Raw genomic sequence first — 24,733 nt, forward strand, 5'->3', positions numbered from 1 at the left:
AACATGAGCAAGACTTCTTAGACGAGTGGCGGCAAGAGCAGGAAAAGGACTGAAAACATGAACAACTCATATTCGTATTCCCTCCTTTCTATGGGGGAATACTATATTCTATTAATCTAGTAACCAAAAAGTATAGACCTATTTACTAGATTTTAAAGATTTGGTGCCTGGCACCGAATAAAAGTCCTTACAGGGGAAGGGATCTGAAACAGTGCCTGGCACCGAATGGAAGTCCTTGCAGGAGAAGGGGGCTGAAACGGTGCCTGGCACCGAATGGAAGTCCTTGCAGGAGAAGGGAGCTGAAACGGTGCCTGGCACCCGTCACCAATAGAACAGGAGGGAGGTTATGATGACGATCAACCATATGAGCGCTGCGGGGATCCCAACTTTAAGCAGGTCTGTTTCAGAAAAATAACCGTAAGAATGACTGATAAGATGGACTGGTGATTGGGTGATAAGCAAGAATCCAGGAACCCCTGTCAGGAATACGGCCATGGCAACTACTAATGGTGAAAAATCGGGGATGTCCTGGCCAATCGTAATCGCCAAAGGAATCATGATACTCAAAAACCCGAGTATATTGACAAAAATGATCCTTAACAAGGCAGTACAGATGAGCAACACAAACACGATAAACAGTGGCGATTGGCCGGATAACGTATCCAGAAGCTGGCCTGAAATCCATTTGATCGCCCCTGTCTTGATCAACATTCCAGATACCATCAGGGTGCTGGCGAAGAACAGCATCATGTCCCAATCGATCGACTTCTTCGCCGTTTCCCAGTTCCAAACTCCGACAACCGGCAGAACCGTCAGCGCAGCACTTAACAAACCGATCAGAGAAATGGAAAAGCCGTGCCAGCTATGGGTCGTCCACAACAGGATCGTCATCGCCATGATCCCCATCACTTTTTTCTCTGGCAAAGAGATTCTCCCGAGCTCTATTATTTTTTCATCCAACAAACGCATCAAATGTTTCCGATCGATATTTTCCGGCGGGAACAGATATAATAACAACAACCACAAAAGCCCAACAAACAAGAATATCGGTGGCACGAAATAATACAGCCATTTTACATAATTGAGATCAGGAGAAACCTCCGAAAAGAGCCCGAACGTATAAATCGTCGAGCTGGCACCGGTCGCTACCACAGCCCCAGAAATGGCAACCAAATACGCAATCCCGATGAATAGTGATTTTGCGAGTTTCTCAGTCTGCCGGATCTTATCTAAACTTTTCACCAGCCGATCAAGAACCGAGGATACGAGGCTTCCTTTCCCTACATTCGAAGGGATCAGCATCGACAAAACGAACATCAGAATAAAAGAAAACAAGATCAATAGCCTGCCGGACCCACCGGACAATTTAAGCATTTTAAGAGAAACGCGGCTTGCCAGGCCTGTACTTATGAACGCCTTTGAAATGATGAATGTAGAAAATAGCAGCCAGACGATATCCGTACTGAAATAAGCCAACGTCTCTTCATAACTGAAAAAATGAAAAGAGAGAATCAAAATTAATAGGATCGAACTGAACGCGAGCGGGAATACCCTGCCGATCCATAACATCTGGATGATGACTAAAGTGATCGCAGCCTGCACTTTGATATCCCAATGAAAAAAAGGCAGGAAAAACACCAAGTATAAAATCAATGCCAGTGTACCTACGAGAACCTTCTTATCCATGCTAAGACCCCTTGAAGTAGAAAAGCCACCAGAGCGAGGTGGCTTCCCATCATATTGTTATTTTTGAATAAGACGACTATATTTTGCGGCAGATTCTCCTGCTAATTTTCCGAACACAGCACCGGACATCAATCCTGAGCCGCCAGGATAGTTTTCATAAAAGATGCCTCCAACCATTTCGCCTGCAGCGAACAACCCCTCTAAAGGTCCGCCGTCCTTACGTATTACTTCTCCCTCGGAGCCTACACGCAATCCACCGAATGAAAATGTAATGCCGCATGTAACCGGGAATGCAAAAAACGGCCCTTCCTTGATTGGCAAAGCCCAATTCGTTTTCGGAGGATTAATGCCTTCCGTTCCTTTTCCATCTTTTACGGTTGGATTATAGTTCCCGGACTGGACCGCTTCATTATATTCTTCAATCGTTTTTAAAAATTCCACCTTATCGACAGGAAGCTGGTCGACAAGATCCTCGAGACAGTCCGCTTGAAAAAAGGTTGCTTCTTCAAGGTCATATTCCTTCCGGAGCATCGGACGCACCTGCGAATCATAAATTTGATAGGCGACATGGTCAGGCTGCTTCAGAATTTCCCTTCCATATTTCGCATACGTATAATTCCGGAAATCCGCTCCCTCGTCGACGAAACGTTTTCCCTCTTTATTCAGCATGATACTGAGCGGATACGAATGCTTTTTATAAATATCACCAGGCTTTGTAAAATCTCCGACCTTCGGGGCGTTCGCGTCAGTACCGATCGAATGACACCCGGCCCAATTGCCGAACTTCTCGGCCCCTGCGTCTAATGCCATGGAAAGACCGTCACCCGTGTTGAATTCGGTCCCGCGGACGATCGCTGCTTCCCATTCATCACCGATCTGTTCAGAGCGCATCTGCTTGTCAGCTTCAAAACTCCCGCAGGCTAGGACGACACTCGATGCGTAGATCTCAAGGGACTGACCCTCCTTCTCTACGACAACCCCGGTTACACGATCTCCTGCTTTCATAAGCTGTTTTGCAGCTGAGTTGTACCAAATTTCAATGCCAAGTTCTTCAATGCGCTTAAAAAGGCTCGTCATCAAACCGATCCCTTTGTTCTCGGTCTTGACCGGCAGGCCGCCCCAAAAATGGAACTTACCCTCCTTTTCAAAGGACTGGTTATCATAATTCAGTTCGAATTTGACGCCATGTCCCTTCATCCACTTGATCGTCTCATATGAACGGTTGACTAACTGTTCGGACAGATCCGGATCGCTTTTACCGCTGTTGACGCGCATCAGATCTTCATAGTAGGCTGATGGCGAATATTCAGGCATGACGATCTTCTCGGCTTCTTCGTCTGTTACATCGGGCATCAGTTTTAATATATCCTGGAAATCATTGTATGCGAAACGAATCGCCCCATCCGTGAAGTAAGAATTACCTCCCCGCTTATGTTCAGGTGCTTTTTCCAGCACCAATACGCCAGCACCCTCTTCTCGAGCAGAGATAGCCGCACACAATGCGGCATTCCCCGAACCTACGACCACGATATCGTAATGCTGACTATCTGTTTTTTGATCAGACATTCGGTTTCCTCCCTTATCATAAAGACGCTGTTAAACTATGATGTGACTTGCTCAGCCTTCGCTATGGCTTGACAATGCCCGTGCTATCTTATCGGAAAGTTTGATAAGTGAAATTCACGTGCAGGGAAAATCAAGGGATACCCCGCAGCGAGGACGAGCAAGCAGCTTGCAAATCTTCCGTGAAAAAAGAGTGAACTCAGCACCCAAGAATAACTGAGCTATTTGTATAAGGGACTACTTTATGACGTACTGGATTGATCCAGGTTATTCGATTTCTTCTTTTTGAACGCTTTGATGACAAGCGGGTAAAAAAGAGAGATCAACGTTAGAATAACTAAGCCGATACTGACTGGTGTCGAAACAAAAATATCAAGACTTCCATTCGAAGACAGAAGCGCTTTCCGGAAGTTCTGTTCCATATCAGCCCCAACGATCAATGCTAGGACAAGCGGTGCGATAGGAAAATCGAACACCTTCATGAAAAGACCGAAAACACCGAATATCAGCAATAAGAAAAAGTCGATTACATTGTAACTGAGCGTATAAGTACCGATAAAAGCCAGAAGGACAATGATCGGGTACAAAACTTTTGCCGGTGTGTCGAGGATCTTGATCAATAATCCAACCAACAGGATGTTGACGATGACGAGTGCTATATTCCCAAGGAACATACTGTTGATCAAAGTCCAGGCGATTTCTGGCTGGTTTTCAAACAACAGCGGTCCAGGTCTCAGACCAAGCATAATAAGAGCACCAAGCATGACAGCTGTCGTCCCTGAACCAGGAATCCCCATCGTAAGCAATGGAATCATCGCGCCGACCGAGGCCGCATTGTTCGCAGACTCCGGTGCGGCTAACCCTTCCACTGCTCCCTCTCCAAACTCTTCCGGTTTTTTAGATATTTGCTTTTCCGTCGAATAACTGATCATCGATGCGATCGAGCCGCCTGCACCTGGAAGCACCCCAATGATGAATCCGAGCGGCCCACTGCGTAGGATTGGCCATTTTGATCTTTTCCATTGTTCCTTCGTGAACCAGATCTTCCCGACTTCTTTCTTTTCTTTTTTCTCATGATCAATCGTAAGAAAGTTATAGAGCACCTCACCGATTGCATACACGCCAATGATGACGATCAGGAAATCGATTCCGTCACTTAAATGAGGCACACCCATCGTAAAACGGTAGACCCCGGTTTGTGTATCGATACCGACTGTGCTGAGCAGGAGCCCAAGCAGCATTGCGATGAATCCTTTTACCATGCGCCCGAGCGAAAGCGAAACGATGGCAGATAGTGTAAGGAGCATCAATAGAAAGTACTCTGCCGGACCGAACTTCAAGGCAAAATCAGCGAGCGGCATCGCAAGGAAAATGAACCCGATGACCGCCATGATTCCGCCAATAAAGGAGGCAACAGCTGAGATCGCCAGGGCTTGCCCGGCCTGTCCCTTCTTCGCCATCGGATAACCGTCGAAAGTAGCAGCGATCGCGGATCCGTCTCCTGGTGTATTTAAGAGAATCGAACTACGGGAGCCCCCATACATCGCTCCGTAATAAATCGCTGCCATCAGGATGATTGCGCTGACCGGTTCCATCCCGAAAGTGACAGGGATCAGTACGGCCACCGCAGTAGCCGGTCCCAACCCGGGAAGCATGCCTACGATCGTACCTAATATACCGCCGATAATCACCCACATGATGTTGATCGGTTCCAAGGATGTCATTAAACCGTTGATGAAGCTGTTTATATCCATACGATCACCTCCCTAAGGTAAACTCACTCCGAGTAATTGACTGAATGCATACCAAGTAATAAAGGAAAAGCAGAGGGAAACGATGATGTTCGCCTTCCACTTTTTCACACCATTAATGAAAAATAATAACGCTCCTAAAAACAGGATTGTCGCTATAAGAAAGCCTGTCTGTTCAAAAATGAACGCATACCCGATTCCGAGCAGGACTGTCACAAGGATTAGCTTTGGCGTCCTCCCAGCAATCAAAAGCCTGATGTAATCGTCTTCTTTTTGGAGGTTCTTCAACTCCTGAAAGAAGTATCCAATACAGAAAATCAGCATCAAAGCACTGAGTCCGATCGGAAAATAAAGTGGTCCATTCGGATTGCCCAGATTCGCTTTCGGCACATTGAACGACGCGATCAAGAAAATGCCGCTTATTATGAGTAAAACGATTGGAAAAGCTAGTTTGATAGCCTTCATGGTAATCGCTCCTTTCCTTAAAAATCAGGTGCTGACCCTTATCTGAGCTTAGAGTCAACACCTTTTATTGTTTGGGTATTGTCGAACCGACGAATTTTGATAATCGCCAATATAATTGTTGAATTGACGATATATTTTAAAAATCGATGCTATAACTCAATAATCGCCGATATCCAAAATTCTTCTTACTTCACGAGGCCTGAATCGTTGACCAGTTTTTCATACAACTCGTGCTGTTCTTTCATGAATTTCTTCGATTCTTCACTGTCTTTATAGAAATCTTCCCAGTTGTTGTTTTTCAAGAGTTTCTGCCAATCTTCGGTCTTGACCATCTCTTTGATTTTTTTATCCCAATATGCGACCTCTTCCTCGGTCATATCTGGAGGTCCCATTACACCGCGCCAGTGAGGGAATACCATGTCCACGCCTTCCTCTTTCCAGGTTGGTACATCATCAAGGTCCTCAAGTCTTTTATCTGAGGAAACAGCAAGGATTTTCAGTTTTCCAGCAAGGTGTTGATCTTTCACTTCAGAAAGTGAAGTTGTAACCGCATCCACATGTCCGCCTAATAAAGCCGTTACGACATCTCCTCCACCTTCATAGACAAGGAAATTAAGCTGTGCCGGGTCTACTCCATACTCACCAGCTGCTTGTACAATGGATAGATGGTCATCATTTCCAAGTCCTGGTCCTACTCCGATCTTGACTGACTTAGGATCGGATTCTAACTGTTCCATCAATTCAGTAGCAGATTCATACTCAGAATCAACGGGTACTGCTAGTGCCTGCCACTCTGTAGCCAGTGTTGCGATTGGTGTGAAGTCCTTATAGCTCAAGTCACTTTGTCCAAGCAATTCATTGGTTAAAACCAAACTTGAATTGATCGCCAAATGGTGAGAATCTTTGGACTTCAGATACTTCCATCCTGTTTCTCCCCCACCGCCAGGTTTATTGATGACATTGATGTTTTTATCGACTAGATCATTATCCCGCATTGCTTTTTGCATGGAACGAGCTGTCAAATCCCATCCACCACCTGGTGAAGCTGGCGCGATCAGCTCAAGATTTTTTGTCGGAAATTCTTTATTCGCCCCTGAATTACCTCCCGAACAAGCAGATAATAGCAATACGACGAGTAATAATACCGATAGCTTTTTCATACGTAATACACCCCTAATAAAAAGATTTATTAAAAACATCCTACCTTTAGAAACTTTCAATGTAAACGTTTTCAAAATATTGTTTTTTAAAAATTTAAATAACTTTTTGTTCATTTTGTTCACAGGATTCCTAATTATTCGACAATTATAGGGTTTTACCCACAAAAATCCCGCCAAATTGATCTTCCATCCAAATAAATTTCGACAGTCTGTTCAAGTGTTCCCTTTGATTTCATTTCCATAATTTTCATGATAATCCTGAAAACGTAAAAATGCCATTACGCAGTTCTTTCCATACTAAAATTAGAAAACTTTTAAAAGTGAAATATGGATACCGGTTTTAAAAAAGTAAAGAGGAGAGCTTTTCTTGCAGCTCTTTTTTATGCCAATAATAACATTTAGCCCCAAAAACCATATAGCACACTTCCTGGTTTTGATTTACACTTTAAACTGAAGACAAATAATGTGGTGATGCCGTTGTTTAAACTTTTATTGATTGAAGATGATGTAACGTTATACGAGGAGATAAAGGATCGGTTGGCTCAATGGTCCTATAATGTATATGGAGTAACGGATTTCAATGATGTGCTGCATGAATTCACGAAGATAAAACCTCATTTAGTGATCATTGATATCCAATTGCCAAAATTCGATGGCTTTCATTGGTGCCGTTTGATCCGGTCCCATTCAAATGTACCGATCATATTCCTGTCATCACGCGATCATCCTACTGATATGGTCATGTCGATGCAGCTAGGTGCTGATGACTTCATCCAGAAACCTTTTCATTTTGACGTACTTATTGCAAAAATACAAGCGATTTTACGTCGTGTATACAACTATAATTCGGAACAAATCACCCTTAAAACGTGGTGCGGCGCAACAGTAGACTATGAAAAGAATACCGTAAACAATGAGGCAGGAACGATTGAGTTGACAAAAAATGAGATGTTTATTTTAAAGCTGCTGATCGAACAAAAAAATAAGGTTGTAAGCCGGGAAACATTGATCAATCGTTTATGGGATGATAAGCGTTATATCAGCGATAATACCTTGACAGTCAATGTAAACCGTTTGCGGAGACGCCTCGATGAGATCGGACTGGGCCATTTCATCGGAACGAAAGTTGGACAGGGGTATATTGCAACTGAGGGGGAAAACCCACATGCTTAAGACCTATTTGGCGGAAAGGAGAAGCTGGATCCTTCTCTTTTTTTTCCTGCAGCTTCTTACCCTTTCCATCTCCTATATCGATGCGGCGATCCCAGTCGGCTCCATCCTATATATCGTGTTTTTATCGATCCTCCTGTTTTCTATTTTTCTGATTCTACGTTATAAGAAGGAGTCGATCTTTTATAAAGCTTTGGAGGAACGTGAAAACCACTTTGATACGAGCGATATCCCAACGGCCTCCACTCCTTTTGAAAGGATCGTCGAAGAAAGCATGACAGACCAGGCAGAACTGCTAAAAAAAGCAGCTTCAGAAAATCGATTGGCGATGGAACAAGAGAAGGATGATTTATTATATTGGATCCATGAGGTCAAAACACCCTTGACAGCCATGCATTTGATGATCGAGCGCATGGAGGATGAGCCATTGAAAGCTAACTTGACTTATGAGTGGCTTCGTATTCATTTATTGCTCGATCGACAGCTTCATCAAAAACGCATCCCTTTCATGGAAAATGATTTATTCATCGAGCAGATCGAATTGGAACCGTTGATTTTTAATGAAATCAAGACGATACAGACATGGTGTATACAAAAAGGGATCGGATTTGAGGTCGATTTGGAGGAAACAAAAGTGCTCAGCGATACAAAATGGCTGTCATTCATCCTCAGGCAACTGTTGACGAACGCTGTCAAATATAGCGATGCGTCTGAAATACATATCAACAGCTGTCATCAGGACGGCCAAATGATCTTACAGGTGAAAGATGCCGGCCGAGGAATCGATCCAAAGGACCTCCCTCGGATATTTGAAAAGGGGTTCACTTCCACGACACATCATCATGATCGTGCATCGACAGGCATGGGATTGTACCTTGCCAAAAAAGCGGCCCAACCTTTATTGATCGATATTCAAGTCGAGTCTGAGCTTGGATCAGGATCGACTTTCACTTTGACGTTTCCAAGAAGAAATGAGTTCGTGGACATCTTAGGCGTGTGACAAAAATGTCACATGCTTTTGTCATTTGTTAGGTGAATCGAAGGAAAAATCTGCTGCTCCTTTTTATAATGGGGATTATCAAGTTAAAGGAGTTTTGAAGGATGAACATTTTAGAAGCTATCAAATTGCGTAAAAGCTACGGTAATAAATTTAATCGGCAGGAAGTATTGAAAGGGGTGGACATCGGTATAAAAAAAGGGGAATTCATCAGTACTATGGGGCCATCGGGTTCGGGAAAAACAACGTTGCTCAATGTCCTCTCCTCTATCGATAAAGCCAGTGAGGGCACAATTGAAATCGAAAATAAAGAAATCACGTCGATGACGGAAAAACAATTAGCTGAATTCCGAAAGCGTCATTTAGGCTTCATCTTCCAGGAATATAATTTATTGGACACCCTGACAGTGAAAGAAAATATCCTATTACCATTATCGATCACGAAAACATCTAAAAAAGATGCTGATCAGAAATTTCATACAATCGCTTCAGAATTGGACATCTATGAGATCAAAGATAAGTATCCAAATGAAATATCCGGCGGTCAAAAACAACGTACTTCAGCAGCCCGTGCTTTCATCCACGACCCAAGCATCATTTTTGCGGATGAACCAACAGGTGCCCTTGATTCAAAATCCGCTTCCGATTTATTGAATAAATTGAGTGAACTGAACCGTCATAGACATGCAACCATCATGATGGTCACCCACGATCCGATCGCAGCAAGCTATTGCACCAGGGTCATCTTCATTAAAGATGGGCAAATCTTTACCCAGTTGCATAAAGGAGACCAGGACCGACAGTCATTTTTCCAGGATATCATCAAAACCCAGGGTATATTGGGTGGGGTGCAATATGAGCATTAATCAAATCATCTTACGGAACTTGAAGAAGAACTTGACCCATTATTACCTGTACGTATTTGCCTTGATTTTCAGTGTAGCCCTGTATTTCGCCTTTGTCACATTACAATATGACCCGGCTATGGATGAAGTGAAAGGGTCTATTAAAGGAGGCGCTGCATTACGTGCTGCTTCCATCCTTCTTGTCGGAATCGTCACCATATTCCTTCTCTATGCCAATAATCTATTCATCAAGCGGAGGAGTAAAGAGATCGGCCTCTTTCAATTGATCGGAATGACTAAGAATAACATCTTCCGCATATTGAGTATCGAAAACATGATCCTTTACTTCGGATCATTGATAATCGGAATCTTCTTAGGGTTCTCCGTTTCGAAATTGATCATGATGGTTTTATTCAAAACGATCGGGATCGAAGAGATTGCGAACCTGTATTTTTCGGATCAGTCGTTCAGCCAGACACTCATTGTATTTACGCTTATTTATGGTGTGATCATGCTTATGAACTACATGTTCATCAAAAGACAAAGTATACTCTCCTTGTTCAGAGTGACTTCATCCACTGAAAGTAAAGTGAAGAAATTGTCTGTTTTTGAGATGATCATCGGATTGATCGGCATGGTGGCGATCATTTCAGGCTACTACATCTCATCGAAACTGTTTGGCGGAGATTTTTCAACGATGAATGAACTATTCCTGGCCATGACTATGATCCTTGCTTTCGTCATCATCGGAACCTACCTTTTTTATAAAGGATCTGTACGTCTCATCTCTAATATGATCAGAAAAAAGAAAGATGGGTATTTGAACATCCAAGACGTATTGTCACTTTCATCCATCATGTTCCGGATGAAGTCAAACGCCTTATTGCTGACCGTCATCACTACTGTTTCAGCATTAGCGATCGGTTTATTGTCTTTGAGTTATATTTCCTATTACTCAGCGGAAAAAACAGCAGAAAACTATGTTCCTTCTCACTTTGCACTTACAGATTTACAAGACGTAAAAAAATTTACAGAGGCGCTCGAAGCAAATGAGATTAACTATAGTGAAAAAAGGGTTGATGTCATCCAGGTAGAGGTGGATATCAAACATATCCTTGCTACCGATCTAGAATTGAACCTTGATCCGAATAGGATGACTCTTCCGGTGATAGCTGACGGGGACATGGAAACGATCGATGTTTCTGCCGATGAAACGGTATTTACAGGCTATAACGACCTGATGCAGAAATTCATGACATTAAAGGATTCCGGAGACATCGAACTGAAAGGGCAAAACCAAACCATTCCCCAAAATTTTTCCGGGTTAAAAAAAGATTACCCCGTATCAGCGTATTTTTCGAATGGTGGATTACCTGTTGTCATAGTTGACGAAACCGTATTTGAGAAACTGAAGAATGATCTGGATCCTGACATTCAAAAGGAATCATCGACTTATATCGGGATTGATATCGCTGAGGAGGATCGTCTTAAGGAAGCCAGTGGGATATTTCAAGAAACGAATATGGATGATAATGATGCAAACAGCTCACGTATCGAAACAAGCAACAACCAAAAAATGAACATGGGGCTGATCATGTTCATCGTTGGATTCTTAGGGCTTACCTTTCTTATTACATCCGGTTGTGTCCTTTACTTCAAACAGATGGATGAGGGGGAAAGTGAAAAGCCCGATTATACAATTTTAAGAAAGCTCGGTTTTACACAGGGGGACTTACTGAAAGGGGTCCGGCTTAAACAGATTTATAATTTTGGAATCCCGTTGCTTGTCGGTCTGCTGCATAGCTACTTTGCTGTTCAATCAGGATGGTTTTTATTCGGTACAGAGCTATGGACACCTATGATTATCGTGATGGTCCTATATACTTCCCTATACTCTATATTCGGTATTTTATCTGTACTCTATTACAAGAAAGTGATAGAAGAAGCTCTATGATCGGTGTAAACTAGATCGTTAGTATTATTTACATCCTCATCAAATACCTTTATACTTTAACGCATAAAATCCTTAAAACCTCCCCTTTTTTAGACAGTGATCCCCTTCACTGTCTCTTTTTTTGTTTTCGGTACAAACTCTTCCGCCGAGCAACTGATCGTTTTATTCCCTATCCTCTCGCATAATACCTTCGTTCTGGCCTTCCGACGATTCCATAAACCTGCTCGACTGTTGCTTGTTCGATTCCTACGAGATACTCGAGATAACGCCTTGCGGTGGTCCGGGATGCACCGAGAATCTCCCCGGCTTTCTCAGAAGTGATCCCTTCTTTATTATCTTCCAAGAGCTTTTTCACCTTTTTCAACGTCATCGCATCAATCCCAGGCGGGAGGTTCGATCTCTCAGGCTCCTTAACTCCTTTACCAAAAACGCGATCCAGCAAGGACTGGTCCACATCTGCAGTCTCCTGCAGCATCACTTTCTTCTTTTTATATTGATTGATCGTTTCTTTGAATCGTTCAAGTGTGATCGGCTTGATCAGGTAATGATGCACACCATAGCGGATCGCCTTTTCAAGGAATGCTTTCTCTTTAGCCGCTGTGATCAACATGATATCGACCTCGGGATGTTCCTCCCGTATTTTATGCAATAGGTCGGTGCCTAACTGATCTGGCATATAGACATCAAGCAGAAGCAGATCCACCTTGTTCTCACCCAATAACCGCATCGCATCTTCTCCGGTCAACGCCTTACCGACCAATTTCATATCATCAATCGCCGCCAGATATTCTTCATGTATTTGAGCCACACGGTAATCATCTTCCGCAATTACGACGTTATACATGAACCATTCACCTTCCCTCTATATCTTTTCGGTATAATCTTCAGGCCTTTTTGGCAAGATTACCGTGAAAATGGCCCCGCCGGCCTGAGTATTCGTCCATTCGACTGAACCACCCAGTAGTTCGACTTCCTCTTTTACATTCGTGAGCCCGTACCCACGATTCTCCCCTTTGCCAGAGAACCCTTTTTGGAAAATCTTATCTTCCGTACCATTCTTGATCCCTACTCCGCTATCCTCGACTTCAAAAATGATGTCATTTCCGATATCGGTCACAAAAAACGTAACCTCCTTCACCTTACTGTCCGCCACCGCCTCAAAAGCATTGTCGATCAAGTTTCCAAGGATGATGATCAACGGGGAAAAACCGATATGGCCCGGAAGAGGCATCATCGCACTTTCTTCATCTATTTTAAAATCAATCTTTTTCTCGGAGGCTTTCGCAAGTTTTCCGAGGAGGATCGCCTGTACCTTGTCGTCGTTAATATTCGTAAAAAGAAATTCGGTATGGTGTTCCTGCAATTGCGTCTCCTCTTGGATCAATTTAATCACTTCTGTGTACTTTCCGAGCTGGATCATACCAAGAATAACATACAGCTTGTTCGTGAATTCATGGGTCTGTGCCCGAAGATCTTCAGAGTATTGCCTTACCTCCGACAGGGCATCGACCATCTTCTTGATTTCGGTCTTATCCCTGAAACTGGCGACCACCCCGACCTGCTCCCCATCTTCTATAATCGGTTGTGTATTGACGATAAGGATTTTGTCCTTATAGTGGAACTCCTGATTGCTGATCGTCTCTTTGGATTGCAGGGCCTTACGAAGATTGTCCGACAAAATGAACGATGTCAGCGGGATACCTTCAATATCCTCACTAATATCCAACAGTACCCGTGCAGAGTGGTTCATCATCGTGATCCTACCATTCTGGGAAATAGAAAGGATGCCCTCTTTCACGGATTGTAGTATGGCATTCCGCTCGCGGTACAATGCTCCTATCTCATAAGGTTCCAGTCCATGTGTGTCTTTCCGGATGCTTCTTGCCAGAAAGTAACTTCCTGCAATCCCTACAATGAATACGATACAAGAAACATACACCATTTTCCTGATATCCGAAGCGATCTTGCTTTGGATCGTTTCCATATTAAAAATAACGGAAACAGTACCTCCGACTTTTTTATAGTCCCCATAATTGATCAGAACCGGTGCGATGCCCTTCAGGACCTTATGCCCTTCATCTTCTGTCTGCGTCACATATGTGCTCCCAAATACAAGGGAGCGGTAACGATCCTTCCGTGGGGATGACTGATTCGTAATGATGTCGCCGGCATAACCATTCAACTCTCCCTCACGATTTTCAATCCGTATCGCTGAGGCATCAACTTGATCCCGCATACGTTCAACGATTGGATTCGTCTCTTCATATGAACCTCCCTCCTTCACTGCTTGCTGGATCGTCCCTATATAGGACAGGGTTTGTGCAGTCTGTAAGGCAATCTGTTCTGCTTGTTTGACATCCTCTTCCCTTTCCAAATAACCGACGATGAAAGAAAGCAGACCGATCACCAATAACAAAAGAAAGATGATCAAACCGAGGATTTTCACTTGGAGCGATACATTCAGTAATTTCTGCAGCATGATGAACTCCTTGATGGCACACGTATTTACTGAACATTCTAGCCTATTTGCATGCATTGTACCAGGCACGACAATTTCTCCCTTGGGCCCCAACGGTTTTCAGAAGGTGCCTGGCACACATCAAAAAAAGCCAACAAAAACGCTGGCTTTTAACCATTTACACTTTTATTGAGCTTTGGCGGGCTTGGTAATCTTACAAGCTTTCCACCATCATAAAACTTACCGTACTCTCTGATGATATCCCTTACCTCTGTTACAGAGGGGATTTTTTCATTAGATGAATAAGTAAGGTAATAAGTCTTCGTGTTTTTCCGATGGATCACCCATCCGAAAAACTTCATCGCAATACCATGAGACCGCCTATTCCGGAATTTCGGCATCGTCTTCCCATCCCAAACCGTCATGGTCTGCCCATATCCTTTTCGATCTTTCATCTCTCCATATAATTCTGCGTACAGGAGACCCGGGGCTTTCTTCATCTGATTCATGACCATCAGGGTTAAAATTTGATTGATGATCAACTGGAAGAAATTTAGCCCTTCTCCTCTTGTCAAAGAAATAAAAATCTGTTCTGATTGTATTTCAGGCTTTTTTCCGAGTATAAGTGTACCAAATCCACTACCCTCCCCTTTCACCGAACGCCACTTCTTTTTTTCCATAAAATCCTCCTACCAAAAAGTCCTGCTTAAAAATAAATATTCTTTCAAAGCAGTAAGATTCCTCCACTGAATTACTTTATTTGTAAAATTTTATGTACCCCTCTCTTTACCTTTTATCACTTCTCTACATGCTTTATCAGTTCGTTTTGTACCAGGCACCATTTCGGAACCCTTGCCGCGCAAGGGGTTTGAAATGGTGCCTGGTACAGAATAAAAGAGTAATTTAGTCAATATTCAGAAATCTATTTTCGGAACTCTTAATGTATGCGATCATTAGATTCCTTCACAGGTTTCGAATATTTCTTCTGTTTCTTCGATCAGTAAGATCATATCATCCCATGAACCTTCTGCATTGAGTTCCTGAGCATGAGCCAGGTTGTTCCTCAATTTTTCCAACCTTTTAAAATAGTCTTTTCCTTTCGTTTTTGAAGGAATTTTCAATTGTTTTCTTATATTAAGCTCATTCAAGATAATGTCTCTCTTATCGCAAATCTGTAAGCAATCAATTAGACCAATGGCTTCGTTTTTAATTCTTCTCTCAGTGTATATGACTTCAGCCTTTTGAATTCTTCCGTTATCTAAATGCTTTTTCCACGCATCTTGAGGGAGGTAATGATTGATTACTTTCAAAAGATGCATCTCAAGCAATGTTATAATCCCGAACAATAACATCCTGATTGGCGGCTTTTGAAGGTCAGCTTTCGTTACTAACCTGGTCACTCTGTTTTCCTCTAATACAAAAATTCTCTCGGTTTCCCTAAATAGGTATAGGATTTTGATCAAAGGGGTTGATTCCGAAACCAATTCTTTTGGCGAAAAGTGATTGATATAATTCCTGCAAAATCCGTCTTTTAATCCTTCTTTTCTTACATAACCAATGACACGTTCGTCTTCCTCAACACCAAGTACATCATAATCCTTCTCTTCCATATAGGACTTGATGATTTGTGCATCATCATGAGGATGACAGATATCGAGGACCTCGGATATATGATTCACCTTGATATCTTGTTCATAAAGTAATCGAAGATCATGATATTGACTTAACCTTTTCTTAAACCCCGACGAAGTTGAATTCATAGATGTTACCTCCTTTTCACAACTCTTCACTACAACTTTTTTAGCCTCTTATCTAAAATTTGAAAAACGTCCTTTAATCGGCCTTTTGGTATTTTTTCGTATTGATCGCCAATGCTCACTTCGTAGTAGCAAGAGGTGTCATCCGTATCACTTATATAACCTGTTAACCCGACATTGGTCATTTCATATATGTCCACCAGGAGCGGTTCCAGCTTCTCTTTCGGTACACCGAAATGGACATGGAACATATTCGAGACCGGTTTTGCGGGCCTGGTTGTTACAGCATGGCACTGGTTGAATAATCCAGCGAGTTCTTTCGCCTCCACGTAATACTGCTCCATTTTTTCTACCCGTTGATCGAAGTAATAATCCGAACTGAGTATGTATGGATAAAGGCTGATCAAATCGCCGCCATGTCGTCTTTTCCACACTTTTGATTCTTTTGTAAAAGCCTCATCACCAGCAAGGATTGCCCCCGCCAGTCCTCCGATCCCTTTGTAAAACGAAACATAGACACTGTCAAAAAGATCGCTGACTTCAGCTGCTGATTTTTGATAGTATGGAAGAGTTTCAAAAAGCCTTGCCCCGTCCAGATGCAACCGGATCCCATTCTCTCGGCAGTAGGAAGAAATCGATTCAAGTGTTTCATAGTCTGGCAGTTGCCCTCCGATTTCACGTTGAGGCAGTTCAAGCAATATACAGGAGATTTCTTCCTCCATATTGACGACATCCTCCAACTCTATCACCTTGTTTTCATCCGCTAAAAGAATCGGTTGGATATGGTGCAGTTCTTTCAACCCGTCTTCTTCATGGATTTCAAGGTGACATAAAGGATGATACGCCACTTTGTTTACCTTCTTCTCATCACTCCAGATCCGCAAAGCGATTTGCTGGGCCATCGTTCCGCTAGGAAAAAACACTGCACTTTCTTTCCCTAAATACTCCGCTATCTTTTCTTGAAACGCTTCGATTACCTCCCCCTTCCCATACATATCACTGTCCGTCTGGCCATCCACTCCATCCAGTGCGTCTTTAAGGATTTGAACGTTTCGGGATCCGTTACCTGTAATTTGATATTCCGTTAGTTTGAATGCTTTGGCTAAAGGAACGTTTTCAGGCATTGAAATCTCCTCCCTTATGTCTTTCTGACTCTTACTTATTTCCATTCTACAACTAAAAAATTAAAAGAGGCGGTCCAAAATGCATGGACCGATCCTCCTCTCCCTTACTATTTTACTTTCACTGTCTGGCTTTGTTGCGCTGATCCTTGCTTCAGATAAGCCAGGGCTGCTGCTCCAAGTGTGTTAGCCGCGATAAGCAAGGCACGCTCATCAATTTTGAACTTAGGATGATGGTGTGGATAGGTCACATCCCAGTCTACGTTCTGTGCGCCTGTAAAGAAGAACGTCCCCTTTACATGCTGAAGATAATAAGCGAAATCTTCCCCGCCCATTTCAGGAGCCACTTCTTTTACCTCCGTCACACCCGGTACCCCTTGTGCAACCTGTGCCACAAATTCCGTTTCCTCCAGATGGTTTTCAGTTGCCGGATATCCTCTATAAAAGTTATACGTATAGTCTGCATCCGATGCGATGCACGTTCCTTTGACGACTCTCTCAATCTCTTTTTCAAGGAGCTCACGTACATCCTCCTTGAATGTCCTTACTGTCCCTGTCAGTTTGACCGTATCTGCAATAACGTTGAATGCATTGATCGCTTCAAAAGCCCCGACTGAAACGACGGCAGACTCGAGTGGATCGACCCGTCTACTGACAAGCTGTTGAAGGTTCGTAACCGCCTGGGCACCGATGACGACCGCATCTTTCGTACGATGAGGCTGTGCACCATGTCCGCCTTTCCCCTGGATCGTGACCTGGAATCGGTCTGCTGCAGCCATGATTGGGCCTGAACGGTAGCCGATTTCCCCGACCGGGCTCGTCGCCCAGAGATGTGTTCCGAAAATGACGTCTACACCTTCAAGGCAGCCATCTTCAATCATGGAAATCGCACCACCTGGCTGCATTTCTTCTGCATGCTGGTGGATGAAGACGATTGTCCCTTCAAGCTCATCCTGCATGCTGTTCAAAACCTTCGCTAAACCGAGCAGCGTTGCGGTATGCCCATCATGACCGCAAGCATGCATCACACCATCCACTTTGGATTTATAAGGAATATCGTTTGCTTCCTGGATCGGCAGCGCATCGAAGTCTGCGCGAAGTGCGACCGTTTTTCCAGGCTTGCCACCCTTCAGCTTTGCGACGACACCACGTCCTCCTACTCCTGTACGGACCTCGTGTCCCAGCTTTTCATGATATGCAGCAATGAACTTCGGTGTCTCCACTTCTTCAAAAGAAAGCTCCGGGTTTTGGTGCAGGTGACGGCGGATCTCCACCATCTCTTCGTAATGTTCTTCCAATTTCGCAAATAATTTTTCCATATCTTCATCATCCTTTTTCAAATGATATTAAACCTTGTAAGGCGATTTTTCACGTTTGGCTGTGACACATTTTCCTTCTTTGAACACATAGGCGACATTCCGGACATCCGAAATATTCTCAAGCGGATTTCCTTCTACGAGCAGCAGGTCTGCCGTCTTCCCAACCTCCACAGATCCTGTCTTGTCCAAAAGGCTCATTGCCTCGGCTGCGATAACCGTCGCAGAGCGGAGTGCATCCAGTTCACCCATCCCGTATCCGACCATCAATTCAAGCTCTTTCGGAAATTTCCCATGAAAGTTGAATGGTGTTCCTGCATCAGTACCGGCTGCAATTTTCACCCCAGCCATGTAAGCTTGGATGAAGCTGTTTTTATGGTCATCCATAACGATTTTCGTTTTCTCGATGGCATGTTGGGGGATATCGCCGTCTAACCCATTTTCAGCTATGTTAAAGGGCGCAGACAGGGTCGGCACGAGGTATGTACCCGACTCAAGCATCATCCCGATCAACTCTTCATCAAGGTAGATCCCATGTTCCACAGTCGTAATCCCCGCGCGAATCGCATTCTTAATGCCCTCTCTCCCTTGCGCATGGGCAGCAGTCATTTTACCAGCTTTCGAGGCTTCTGAACAAGCACATCGCAGCTCATCTTCATCAAGCTGGGTTGCTCCAGGGTCGACTCCTGGGGTTATGATACCACCTGTAGCCATCAGCTTTAACAGGTCAGCCCCTGCTTTCAGCTGGGTTCTCGCTGCCTTCCGGACTTCATCCACACCATCCGCCTCAATCGCCATATTATGGGCATGTCCACCAGTCATGACAATCGGTTTTCCGGATGCTATGACACACGGCCCTTCTATCATACCTTTTTCAATCGCATTACGGAGAGCAATGTCAATATTGTACTGCGATCCGAGATTGCGGACAGACGTCACACCAGCATCGAGTTGTTTCCGAGCATTACGGACAGCTAGGAAGGAACCATCCGCTTCTGAATCCCCTGACATGTCACGGAATGGATCCGGATTCCCATCCATCGTGAGGTGAACGTGACAATCCATCAATCCAGGCAAACAGGTCAATCCTTCCCCATCAATCACTTGATCCACATCGATTCCATTTGCCTCATGACCGATCGCTATAATCAAAGATAATCGTCGTTTTACCGGTATGCAGTTCATATCCATCAAATAGTTGAACGTTCGTTACTTTAGTTTTCAACACTTACCCCTCCTTTTCCTTTAAGAGAACTGAAAGAAAAGCGCAAACTCCCTGATCAACCACAAAGGTCACTGGAAGTCCGACGAGGAGGCTCGAACCAAACCAAGTTCGGTTTTGCGTGGGTAAACACTTCGACTTAAATCAATGTGTCGCCGCCACAGCTGGACTGAAGTATCCAAGGGGTTGGGCGTTGGAGCTAAACATTCCTTCATCAAAATACTTTCTTGTCTTGTGGAAAATGGCAGAAAGGATCCTATAGCAGGATCCTCCCTGTTTAAAAAGATCAGTTTTTTAAATGGATGTATTCTCCTGGTCCGAGCGGTAGTCCTAACCAGTACCATACGGCGAACAAGATCGTCCAGAAAATCGTGAAACCGATCGAGTATGGGAGAAGGACGGACATAAGCGTCCCGACACCCATCTTCGGGTCGTACTTCTTCGCGAAGGTAAGGAGGATCGCGAAATAAGCAAGCATCGGTGTGATCGTATTTGTGATCGAATCTCCAATACGATAGGCCAGCTGTGTGAATGCTGGATTATAACCGAGAAGCATGAACATCGGTACAAATACCGGTCCAAGCAATGCCCATTTTGCTGAAGAACTGGCAATCAACAGGTTGACGACTGCACAGAACAGGATGAAGGCGATCAACATCGGCAGTCCGGTAAGTCCTGTATTCTGTAAGAAAGCGGCACCTTTGATCGCAATGATCGAACCAAGGTTGCTCCAGTTGAAATACGTGATCATTTGAGCTGCAATGAAGGCTAGGACAATGTAATAGCCCATGCCGGACATCGCTTTGGTCAGATGCTCAGCCACATCTTTATCCGACTTGATGACTTTCGCACCGATTCCATAAAAGAGTGCCGGGATGAAGAAGAAAAAGAGCATCAGCGGGACAAGCGCTTGCATGAACGGTGAATCTTCCACAAGGGAACCGGTCTCTGCATTTCGTAATAGCCCACTTTCAGGGATTGTGACAAACGCCATGATCACAAGGAATACAACAACCGAAACCCCTGCCCAGCGCAATCCAACCTTCTCTTCTTTGGTAAGTTCAGCTTTCGTATCCACCTGTGCTTCTAATGTGTATTCACCAAGACGCGGTTCAACGATCTTGGAACAAACGAATACGGCGACTGGTAATAACACAAATGTCGATGCAAACAAGAAGTAATAGTTCATTGCAGGACTTGCGTCATAATTCGGGTCGATGATCTGTGCACTTGAAATCGTAAAACCAGCGACCAACGCATCGAGCATGTTCAGGATCAGGTTGGCACTGAAACCGCCGGAAACCGCTGCATAACCTAAGGCAAGACCCGCGATCGGATGCCTTCCTAATGTCATGAAGACAAGGGCAGCAATCGGCGGCAGGACGATCAATGCAGCATCTGCTGCAGCATTTCCGAGCATCCCAATCAAAACGATGATCGGCAGAATAAGAAATTTCGGAGATGCAAGGACAACCCTTCTCATGAATGCTGAAACGAGACCTGTCGATTCAGCAAGCCCGACCCCAAGCATGACAACCAATACGAGGCCGAGTGGCGGAAACGACATGAAATTATTGACCATTTCGGTAAGGATCTTTACAATTCCTTTTCCATCAAGCAGGTTCACTGCAGTTATCGTTTCATTAGTGGCTGGATTAACTGCACTCCATTTCAACTTTCCAGCAATAAAGGATGAAACCAAAATAAGTCCTGTAAAAATCGCAAACAACGTAAGTACGTCTGGAAGCTTGTTCCCGTACTTTTCAATCCAGTCCAGGAACCTGTTGAACAGACTGCTTTTTTTGACTTCCCCCTGTTTTCCGATCTCTGGCACGCTCATCTTTTACCCCTCCTGATCTATGTTGCTATGTTTTTTTATCCAGATAGTTATAAATAGTAAATTTAGAAACCCCGAGCAGTGATGCGACATGCTGAATGGATCCCTTTACGCGGAATAAGCCCATATCGTCAAGCAGATAGATGAATGGTATCCGATCGGCCTTGTCCATCATCTGTATCGGCTTCCCGATTTTCTCTGCTGCTCTTTCAATCATTTGGTTTTCAAATTGTGAGATCGATAACGGGGCCGATTCCTCATCTTTCTTTGTATCCGTAATCTCAGCCAAAAGCTTTTCTACAATCGAAAATTGGGTGATATCAAGGTTAATGCTTAAACAACCTAGCAAATTTCCATCATCATCCCTGATGTAAATTGAACTGGACTTCACCCGCTTTCCTCTCAAGTCTTCGTTAACATAGTTTAAAAGACAATCTGTCCCTTCCTCTACTTTCCTGAGAAGATTCAAACCAAAACTGGTAATGGTTGAGCCTACCTGTCTCCCTGTCACATGGCCGTTGAAAATGGCAACGATGGAGGCTGAAACGTCTGTCAGATCGTGGATGACAACCTCACAATGGCTACCGAATGTTTTCGCGATGCTTTCTGCCATCGGTATATATCGCTTAAAAACAGGATGAAGATCTGTTGCTACTTGATTCATTTTCAAACCCCCAGAGATCCAATATTACTTACTTCTCTCTGTCAAAGCGTTCTTTTTCCTTGTTGTCCAGTAACATTCATTCTTTGCAAAAATGTGCTTCTTTTAATGAATCACCTTCCTCTTGATAGAATTATAGGAAAAACCTGGGCTCAGCGGTACTTGTCCCGAATTGATTGAATATTGCACCAATTGTACAAGTGTATCGGAAAACTTTCAACAAAAAATTTTAAAATTTAAAAAATTTTTTAACTTCTGTTACAAGATTCATCAAAACCAGCATGATATGGAGTATTGGAAACCTACAGGTGGGTTTGTTATGTCTACAGAGTTATATCTGGAAAATAGCTTCGTAAAAAGTTGGAGTAAAAATGTGGAGAACTAAATGAAAGTAAGATATCGACAGAAATTTGATTAGGAGAGACGGTTCTGGTTGATACGGCACCCATTAGTTCGTAAACTTTTCTGCTACGTCGGTTAGCTACATCGCTGAAAAATTATACTTTCTTAACGTATAACAAAAAATGGGCTCCCATAAGTGGCAGGCATCTATGGGCAGCCTAAAATCACCTTCAACCAAATCGATTGGACTAAATTGTACTCTCGTATAACGAGCACGACTATTATTTATCAGAAACTACAATATAGGTTGCTTTAATCGGTCCATGTACACCGACAACGAGGTTCATCTCGATATCCGCACTGTTGCTGGGACCAGAGATGAAGTTCACACATGAAACTACCTTCTCCCCCTGTTCAATCTTTTGGTGTATCTCTCTGGTGGCTTGTGACATCCTCGGAACAATCGTGCTTTTCGGGATGATGGCAATGTATGTGACCGGAAGTAAGCTGATCGATCGACCTTTACCGTCCCCACTCATAAGGACAACTGTTCCTGATTCAGCCAATGTCATATCACTGAAGGTGATCCCAACGTCCGCCTTTTCAGTAAGAACGATATTTTGCTTCCCCAGCTTTGGATCCCATCTGTGGCAGCTGAATGCCCCGTCTGAACATTTTTCGTTAAAATAATCTGTAATGCCGTATTCATCAAACCTCAGGTCATCCCATACGGCAGCCGATTTCCCTTCATATTTCCTGATCGTATCCTCAATCACTTCTGTTAGGTGGCCTGAATCCGTTTCATAAAAGTCCGTATGGTTCAACGTACACTGTTTTTTCAGGATTTCAACAAGTTCATCCTTTGATGCCCCTTTATGCACTTCCCATTGGGGCTGATGTTTCCAGACTGGTCTTTCTACATGTACCGGTTTACTGCGCCCAAGTTGAAGGGAGATGTTCTTCAAGAAAGACTCTTTGTTATGAATCTTTTTTTCACCCATCCGTTTTCGCCTCCCTCTCTCTTTTCCTAAACCAATCACGAAAACGTTCTTTATTCGGTTCAGGAAGATTCCTGGTTTCTGTCCATGGTCGGATCGGACCAGGACCGTTTGTGATCATCCCTTCGGTTACAAATGGAGTTGTTAAAAGCGGTACCAGCCTCGTTCCGATTTTATATAAAAAAGGTGAACCTGCTGCATATTGGAAGCCTTTCATTGCCATCCGTTCCAGGGCAGGAGACATCCCTTCTTCTTCAACTATCCTCCTACGGTGTTTATTCAACAGTTCATGCAGGGGGATTTTCACAGGGCAAGCCTCTGTACATGCCGCACAAAGGGTTGATGCAAATGGCAGTTCTTTATAATCTTCATATCCACCAAGTAGTGGAGAAAGCACCGCACCGATCGGGCCAGGATAGATCGATCCATAACCGTGGCCGCCTACATGGCGATAGACAGGACAAACATTGATACAGGCAGCACACCGGATACAATGAAGGGCTTCTTGAAACTCGGTACCCAGGATTTTCGAACGGCCATTGTCCACGATCACAAGATGAAAATCTTCTGGACCATCCCCATCTCCATCGTCTCTTATCCCTGTCAGGCCAGTTACATAAGTTGTAAGCTTTTGCCCGACTGCACTCCTGCTTAAAAGACTGATCATTACATCAAGATCCTCCCATGTCGGGACAATCCGCTCCATTCCCATCACAGTAATTTGGGTTTTTGGAAGGGTCGTGGCAAGCCTCGCATTTCCTTCATTCGTCACTAAACTGATTGAACCTGATTCAGCAACAGCAAAATTACAGCCGGTAATCCCTATATCAGCCGAAAGGAATTCTTTTCTGAGCTTCTCTCTTGCAAAAAGGGTTAATTCCTCAGGTTTTTCAGTATTCAAGTAGCCGAGCTTCTCCCGAAAAACATCCCGTATTTGTGATTTGTTTTTATGTAGAGCTGGAACGACGATATGGGAAGGGGGATCATGATCATCGATTTGCAGGATATACTCGCCTAGATCACTCTCAACGACCTCACAACCTATACTTTCCAGCGCTTGATTCATGCTGATTTCTTCGGTTACCATCGATTTTGATTTGATGACTTTACGTCCATTTTTTTTCTTTACGACATTCTGGATGTACGTATTGGCTTCTTCGGCTGTCTCAGCAAAAAAGACATGGCCGCCTCGCTTTACTATATTATCGCTTAACTGTTCAAGATAGTAATCCAAATTTTCCAGAGTATGGCTGCGGATTTCTTCCCCATGGTTCCGCCATTCTTCCCAATTACCGAGTTCTTCTGCAGCATTGAGCCTTCTCTCGTAGAGTCTGCCTTGGGCCGATCGAACAGCTTCTCTCATAAATCCATCATTTATTCCTTTTCCTACACGGCTGTTGAATTCTTCGGTTCCAATTTTCATCGGCATA

General features: G+C 43.8%; 20 protein-coding genes. 4 read left to right on the forward strand and 16 right to left on the reverse strand.

Annotated elements, in window-relative coordinates; genetic code table 11:
• Positions 1 to 321 precede the first annotated feature (321 nt).
• From L1611_RS16715 to L1611_RS16735, 5 genes are all read right to left on the reverse strand, one after another.
• Positions 322 to 1,686, reverse strand: coding sequence for an SLC13 family permease (locus L1611_RS16715; RefSeq protein WP_236314857.1), 1,365 nt, complete (start codon positions 1,684 to 1,686; stop codon positions 322 to 324).
• 57 nt (positions 1,687 to 1,743) lie between these two features.
• On the reverse strand, positions 1,744 to 3,252 hold the full coding sequence (gene tcuA / locus L1611_RS16720) for an FAD-dependent tricarballylate dehydrogenase TcuA (protein ID WP_236314858.1): 1,509 nt from the start codon (positions 3,250 to 3,252) through the stop codon (positions 1,744 to 1,746).
• A 239-nt stretch (positions 3,253 to 3,491) separates the two neighbouring features.
• Complete coding sequence (locus L1611_RS16725; protein ID WP_236314859.1) at positions 3,492 to 5,003, reverse strand: tripartite tricarboxylate transporter permease; 1,512 nt, start codon at positions 5,001 to 5,003, stop codon at positions 3,492 to 3,494.
• Between the two features lie 12 nt (positions 5,004 to 5,015).
• A complete protein-coding gene (locus L1611_RS16730) occupies positions 5,016 to 5,465 on the reverse strand; it encodes a tripartite tricarboxylate transporter TctB family protein (protein ID WP_236314860.1) in 450 nt (149 codons plus the stop codon).
• 185 nt (positions 5,466 to 5,650) lie between these two features.
• Entirely contained in the window at positions 5,651 to 6,625 is a 975-nt protein-coding gene (locus L1611_RS16735) for a tripartite tricarboxylate transporter substrate binding protein (RefSeq protein ID WP_236314861.1), read from the reverse strand.
• A gap of 477 nt (positions 6,626 to 7,102) precedes the next feature.
• On the opposite strand from L1611_RS16735, the gene L1611_RS16740 reads away from it, so the two are divergent.
• From L1611_RS16740 to L1611_RS16755, 4 genes are all read left to right on the forward strand, one after another.
• Positions 7,103 to 7,798, forward strand: a complete 696-nt coding sequence (locus L1611_RS16740; protein ID WP_236314862.1) for a response regulator transcription factor — start codon at positions 7,103 to 7,105, stop codon at positions 7,796 to 7,798.
• Positions 7,791 to 8,795 (forward strand): sensor histidine kinase, encoded by a 1,005-nt coding sequence (locus tag L1611_RS16745; RefSeq protein ID WP_236314863.1) that lies wholly within the window; start codon positions 7,791 to 7,793, stop codon positions 8,793 to 8,795. The genes L1611_RS16740 and L1611_RS16745 overlap by 8 nt, the downstream gene beginning before the upstream one ends.
• Positions 8,796 to 8,896: 101 nt before the next feature.
• The gene (locus L1611_RS16750) at positions 8,897 to 9,658 is read left to right on the forward strand and encodes an ABC transporter ATP-binding protein (RefSeq protein ID WP_236314864.1); all 762 of its coding nucleotides are present in this window, start codon (positions 8,897 to 8,899) and stop codon (positions 9,656 to 9,658) included.
• Positions 9,648 to 11,591: an ABC transporter permease gene (locus L1611_RS16755; RefSeq protein WP_236314865.1), complete on the forward strand. Its 1,944-nt coding sequence runs from the start codon at positions 9,648 to 9,650 to the stop codon at positions 11,589 to 11,591. The genes L1611_RS16750 and L1611_RS16755 overlap by 11 nt, the downstream gene beginning before the upstream one ends.
• 169 nt (positions 11,592 to 11,760) lie before the next feature.
• Here L1611_RS16755 and L1611_RS16760 read toward each other — a convergent pair whose 3' ends face one another.
• From L1611_RS16760 to L1611_RS16810, 11 genes are all read right to left on the reverse strand, one after another.
• On the reverse strand, positions 11,761 to 12,435 hold the full coding sequence (locus L1611_RS16760) for a response regulator (RefSeq protein WP_236314866.1): 675 nt from the start codon (positions 12,433 to 12,435) through the stop codon (positions 11,761 to 11,763).
• Between the two features lie 18 nt (positions 12,436 to 12,453).
• Positions 12,454 to 14,139, reverse strand: coding sequence for a sensor histidine kinase (locus L1611_RS16765; protein WP_236314867.1), 1,686 nt, complete (start codon positions 14,137 to 14,139; stop codon positions 12,454 to 12,456).
• An 80-nt stretch (positions 14,140 to 14,219) separates the two neighbouring features.
• Positions 14,220 to 14,729 carry a hypothetical protein gene (locus L1611_RS16770; protein ID WP_236314868.1) on the reverse strand — a complete coding sequence of 170 codons (510 nt, stop codon included), beginning with the start codon at positions 14,727 to 14,729 and terminating at the stop codon, positions 14,220 to 14,222.
• Positions 14,730 to 15,002: 273 nt separating this feature from the next.
• Positions 15,003 to 15,809: a CBS domain-containing protein gene (locus L1611_RS16775; RefSeq protein ID WP_236314869.1), complete on the reverse strand. Its 807-nt coding sequence runs from the start codon at positions 15,807 to 15,809 to the stop codon at positions 15,003 to 15,005.
• A gap of 29 nt (positions 15,810 to 15,838) precedes the next feature.
• Entirely contained in the window at positions 15,839 to 16,930 is a 1,092-nt protein-coding gene (locus L1611_RS16780; protein ID WP_236314870.1) for a threonine aldolase family protein, read from the reverse strand.
• Positions 16,931 to 17,037: 107 nt separating this feature from the next.
• Entirely contained in the window at positions 17,038 to 18,246 is a 1,209-nt protein-coding gene (locus tag L1611_RS16785; protein WP_236314871.1) for a M20 family metallopeptidase, read from the reverse strand.
• Between the two features lie 27 nt (positions 18,247 to 18,273).
• Positions 18,274 to 19,395 carry a metal-dependent hydrolase family protein gene (locus tag L1611_RS16790; RefSeq protein WP_236314872.1) on the reverse strand — a complete coding sequence of 374 codons (1,122 nt, stop codon included), beginning with the start codon at positions 19,393 to 19,395 and terminating at the stop codon, positions 18,274 to 18,276.
• A 356-nt stretch (positions 19,396 to 19,751) separates the two neighbouring features.
• Positions 19,752 to 21,305 (reverse strand): AbgT family transporter, encoded by a 1,554-nt coding sequence (locus L1611_RS16795; RefSeq protein ID WP_236314873.1) that lies wholly within the window; start codon positions 21,303 to 21,305, stop codon positions 19,752 to 19,754.
• Between the two features lie 25 nt (positions 21,306 to 21,330).
• Entirely contained in the window at positions 21,331 to 21,966 is a 636-nt protein-coding gene (locus L1611_RS16800) for a helix-turn-helix transcriptional regulator (RefSeq protein ID WP_236314874.1), read from the reverse strand.
• A gap of 620 nt (positions 21,967 to 22,586) precedes the next feature.
• On the reverse strand, positions 22,587 to 23,306 hold the full coding sequence (locus tag L1611_RS16805) for a LutC/YkgG family protein (RefSeq protein ID WP_236314875.1): 720 nt from the start codon (positions 23,304 to 23,306) through the stop codon (positions 22,587 to 22,589).
• Positions 23,299 to 24,732 carry a LutB/LldF family L-lactate oxidation iron-sulfur protein gene (locus L1611_RS16810; RefSeq protein WP_236314876.1) on the reverse strand — a complete coding sequence of 478 codons (1,434 nt, stop codon included), beginning with the start codon at positions 24,730 to 24,732 and terminating at the stop codon, positions 23,299 to 23,301. The genes L1611_RS16805 and L1611_RS16810 overlap by 8 nt, the downstream gene beginning before the upstream one ends.
• Position 24,733 lies beyond the last annotated feature (1 nt).

This window comes from Pseudalkalibacillus salsuginis (genome assembly GCF_021646685.1).
In the GTDB taxonomy this organism is placed as follows: Bacteria; Bacillota; Bacilli; order Bacillales; family Fictibacillaceae; genus Pseudalkalibacillus; species Pseudalkalibacillus salsuginis.

Excerpts from the sequence above, each read along its gene's own strand:
- L1611_RS16715 (WP_236314857.1), bottom strand. The coding sequence starts at position 1,686 with ATGGATAAGAAGGTTCTCGTAGGTACACTGGCATTGATTTTATACTTG.
- tcuA (WP_236314858.1), bottom strand. The coding sequence starts at position 3,252 with ATGTCTGATCAAAAAACAGATAGTCAGCATTACGATATCGTGGTCGTA.
- L1611_RS16725 (WP_236314859.1), bottom strand. The coding sequence starts at position 5,003 with ATGGATATAAACAGCTTCATCAACGGTTTAATGACATCCTTGGAACCG.
- L1611_RS16730 (WP_236314860.1), bottom strand. The coding sequence starts at position 5,465 with ATGAAGGCTATCAAACTAGCTTTTCCAATCGTTTTACTCATAATAAGC.
- L1611_RS16735 (WP_236314861.1), bottom strand. The coding sequence starts at position 6,625 with ATGAAAAAGCTATCGGTATTATTACTCGTCGTATTGCTATTATCTGCT.
- L1611_RS16745 (WP_236314863.1), top strand. The coding sequence starts at position 7,791 with ATGCTTAAGACCTATTTGGCGGAAAGGAGAAGCTGGATCCTTCTCTTT.
- L1611_RS16750 (WP_236314864.1), top strand. The coding sequence starts at position 8,897 with ATGAACATTTTAGAAGCTATCAAATTGCGTAAAAGCTACGGTAATAAA.
- L1611_RS16755 (WP_236314865.1), top strand. The coding sequence starts at position 9,648 with ATGAGCATTAATCAAATCATCTTACGGAACTTGAAGAAGAACTTGACC.
- L1611_RS16760 (WP_236314866.1), bottom strand. The coding sequence starts at position 12,435 with ATGTATAACGTCGTAATTGCGGAAGATGATTACCGTGTGGCTCAAATA.
- L1611_RS16770 (WP_236314868.1), bottom strand. The coding sequence starts at position 14,729 with ATGGAAAAAAAGAAGTGGCGTTCGGTGAAAGGGGAGGGTAGTGGATTT.
- L1611_RS16775 (WP_236314869.1), bottom strand. The coding sequence starts at position 15,809 with ATGAATTCAACTTCGTCGGGGTTTAAGAAAAGGTTAAGTCAATATCAT.
- L1611_RS16780 (WP_236314870.1), bottom strand. The coding sequence starts at position 16,930 with ATGCCTGAAAACGTTCCTTTAGCCAAAGCATTCAAACTAACGGAATAT.
- L1611_RS16785 (WP_236314871.1), bottom strand. The coding sequence starts at position 18,246 with ATGGAAAAATTATTTGCGAAATTGGAAGAACATTACGAAGAGATGGTG.
- L1611_RS16795 (WP_236314873.1), bottom strand. The coding sequence starts at position 21,305 with ATGAGCGTGCCAGAGATCGGAAAACAGGGGGAAGTCAAAAAAAGCAGT.
- L1611_RS16800 (WP_236314874.1), bottom strand. The coding sequence starts at position 21,966 with ATGAATCAAGTAGCAACAGATCTTCATCCTGTTTTTAAGCGATATATA.
- L1611_RS16805 (WP_236314875.1), bottom strand. The coding sequence starts at position 23,306 with ATGGGTGAAAAAAAGATTCATAACAAAGAGTCTTTCTTGAAGAACATC.
- L1611_RS16810 (WP_236314876.1), bottom strand. The coding sequence starts at position 24,732 with ATGCCGATGAAAATTGGAACCGAAGAATTCAACAGCCGTGTAGGAAAA.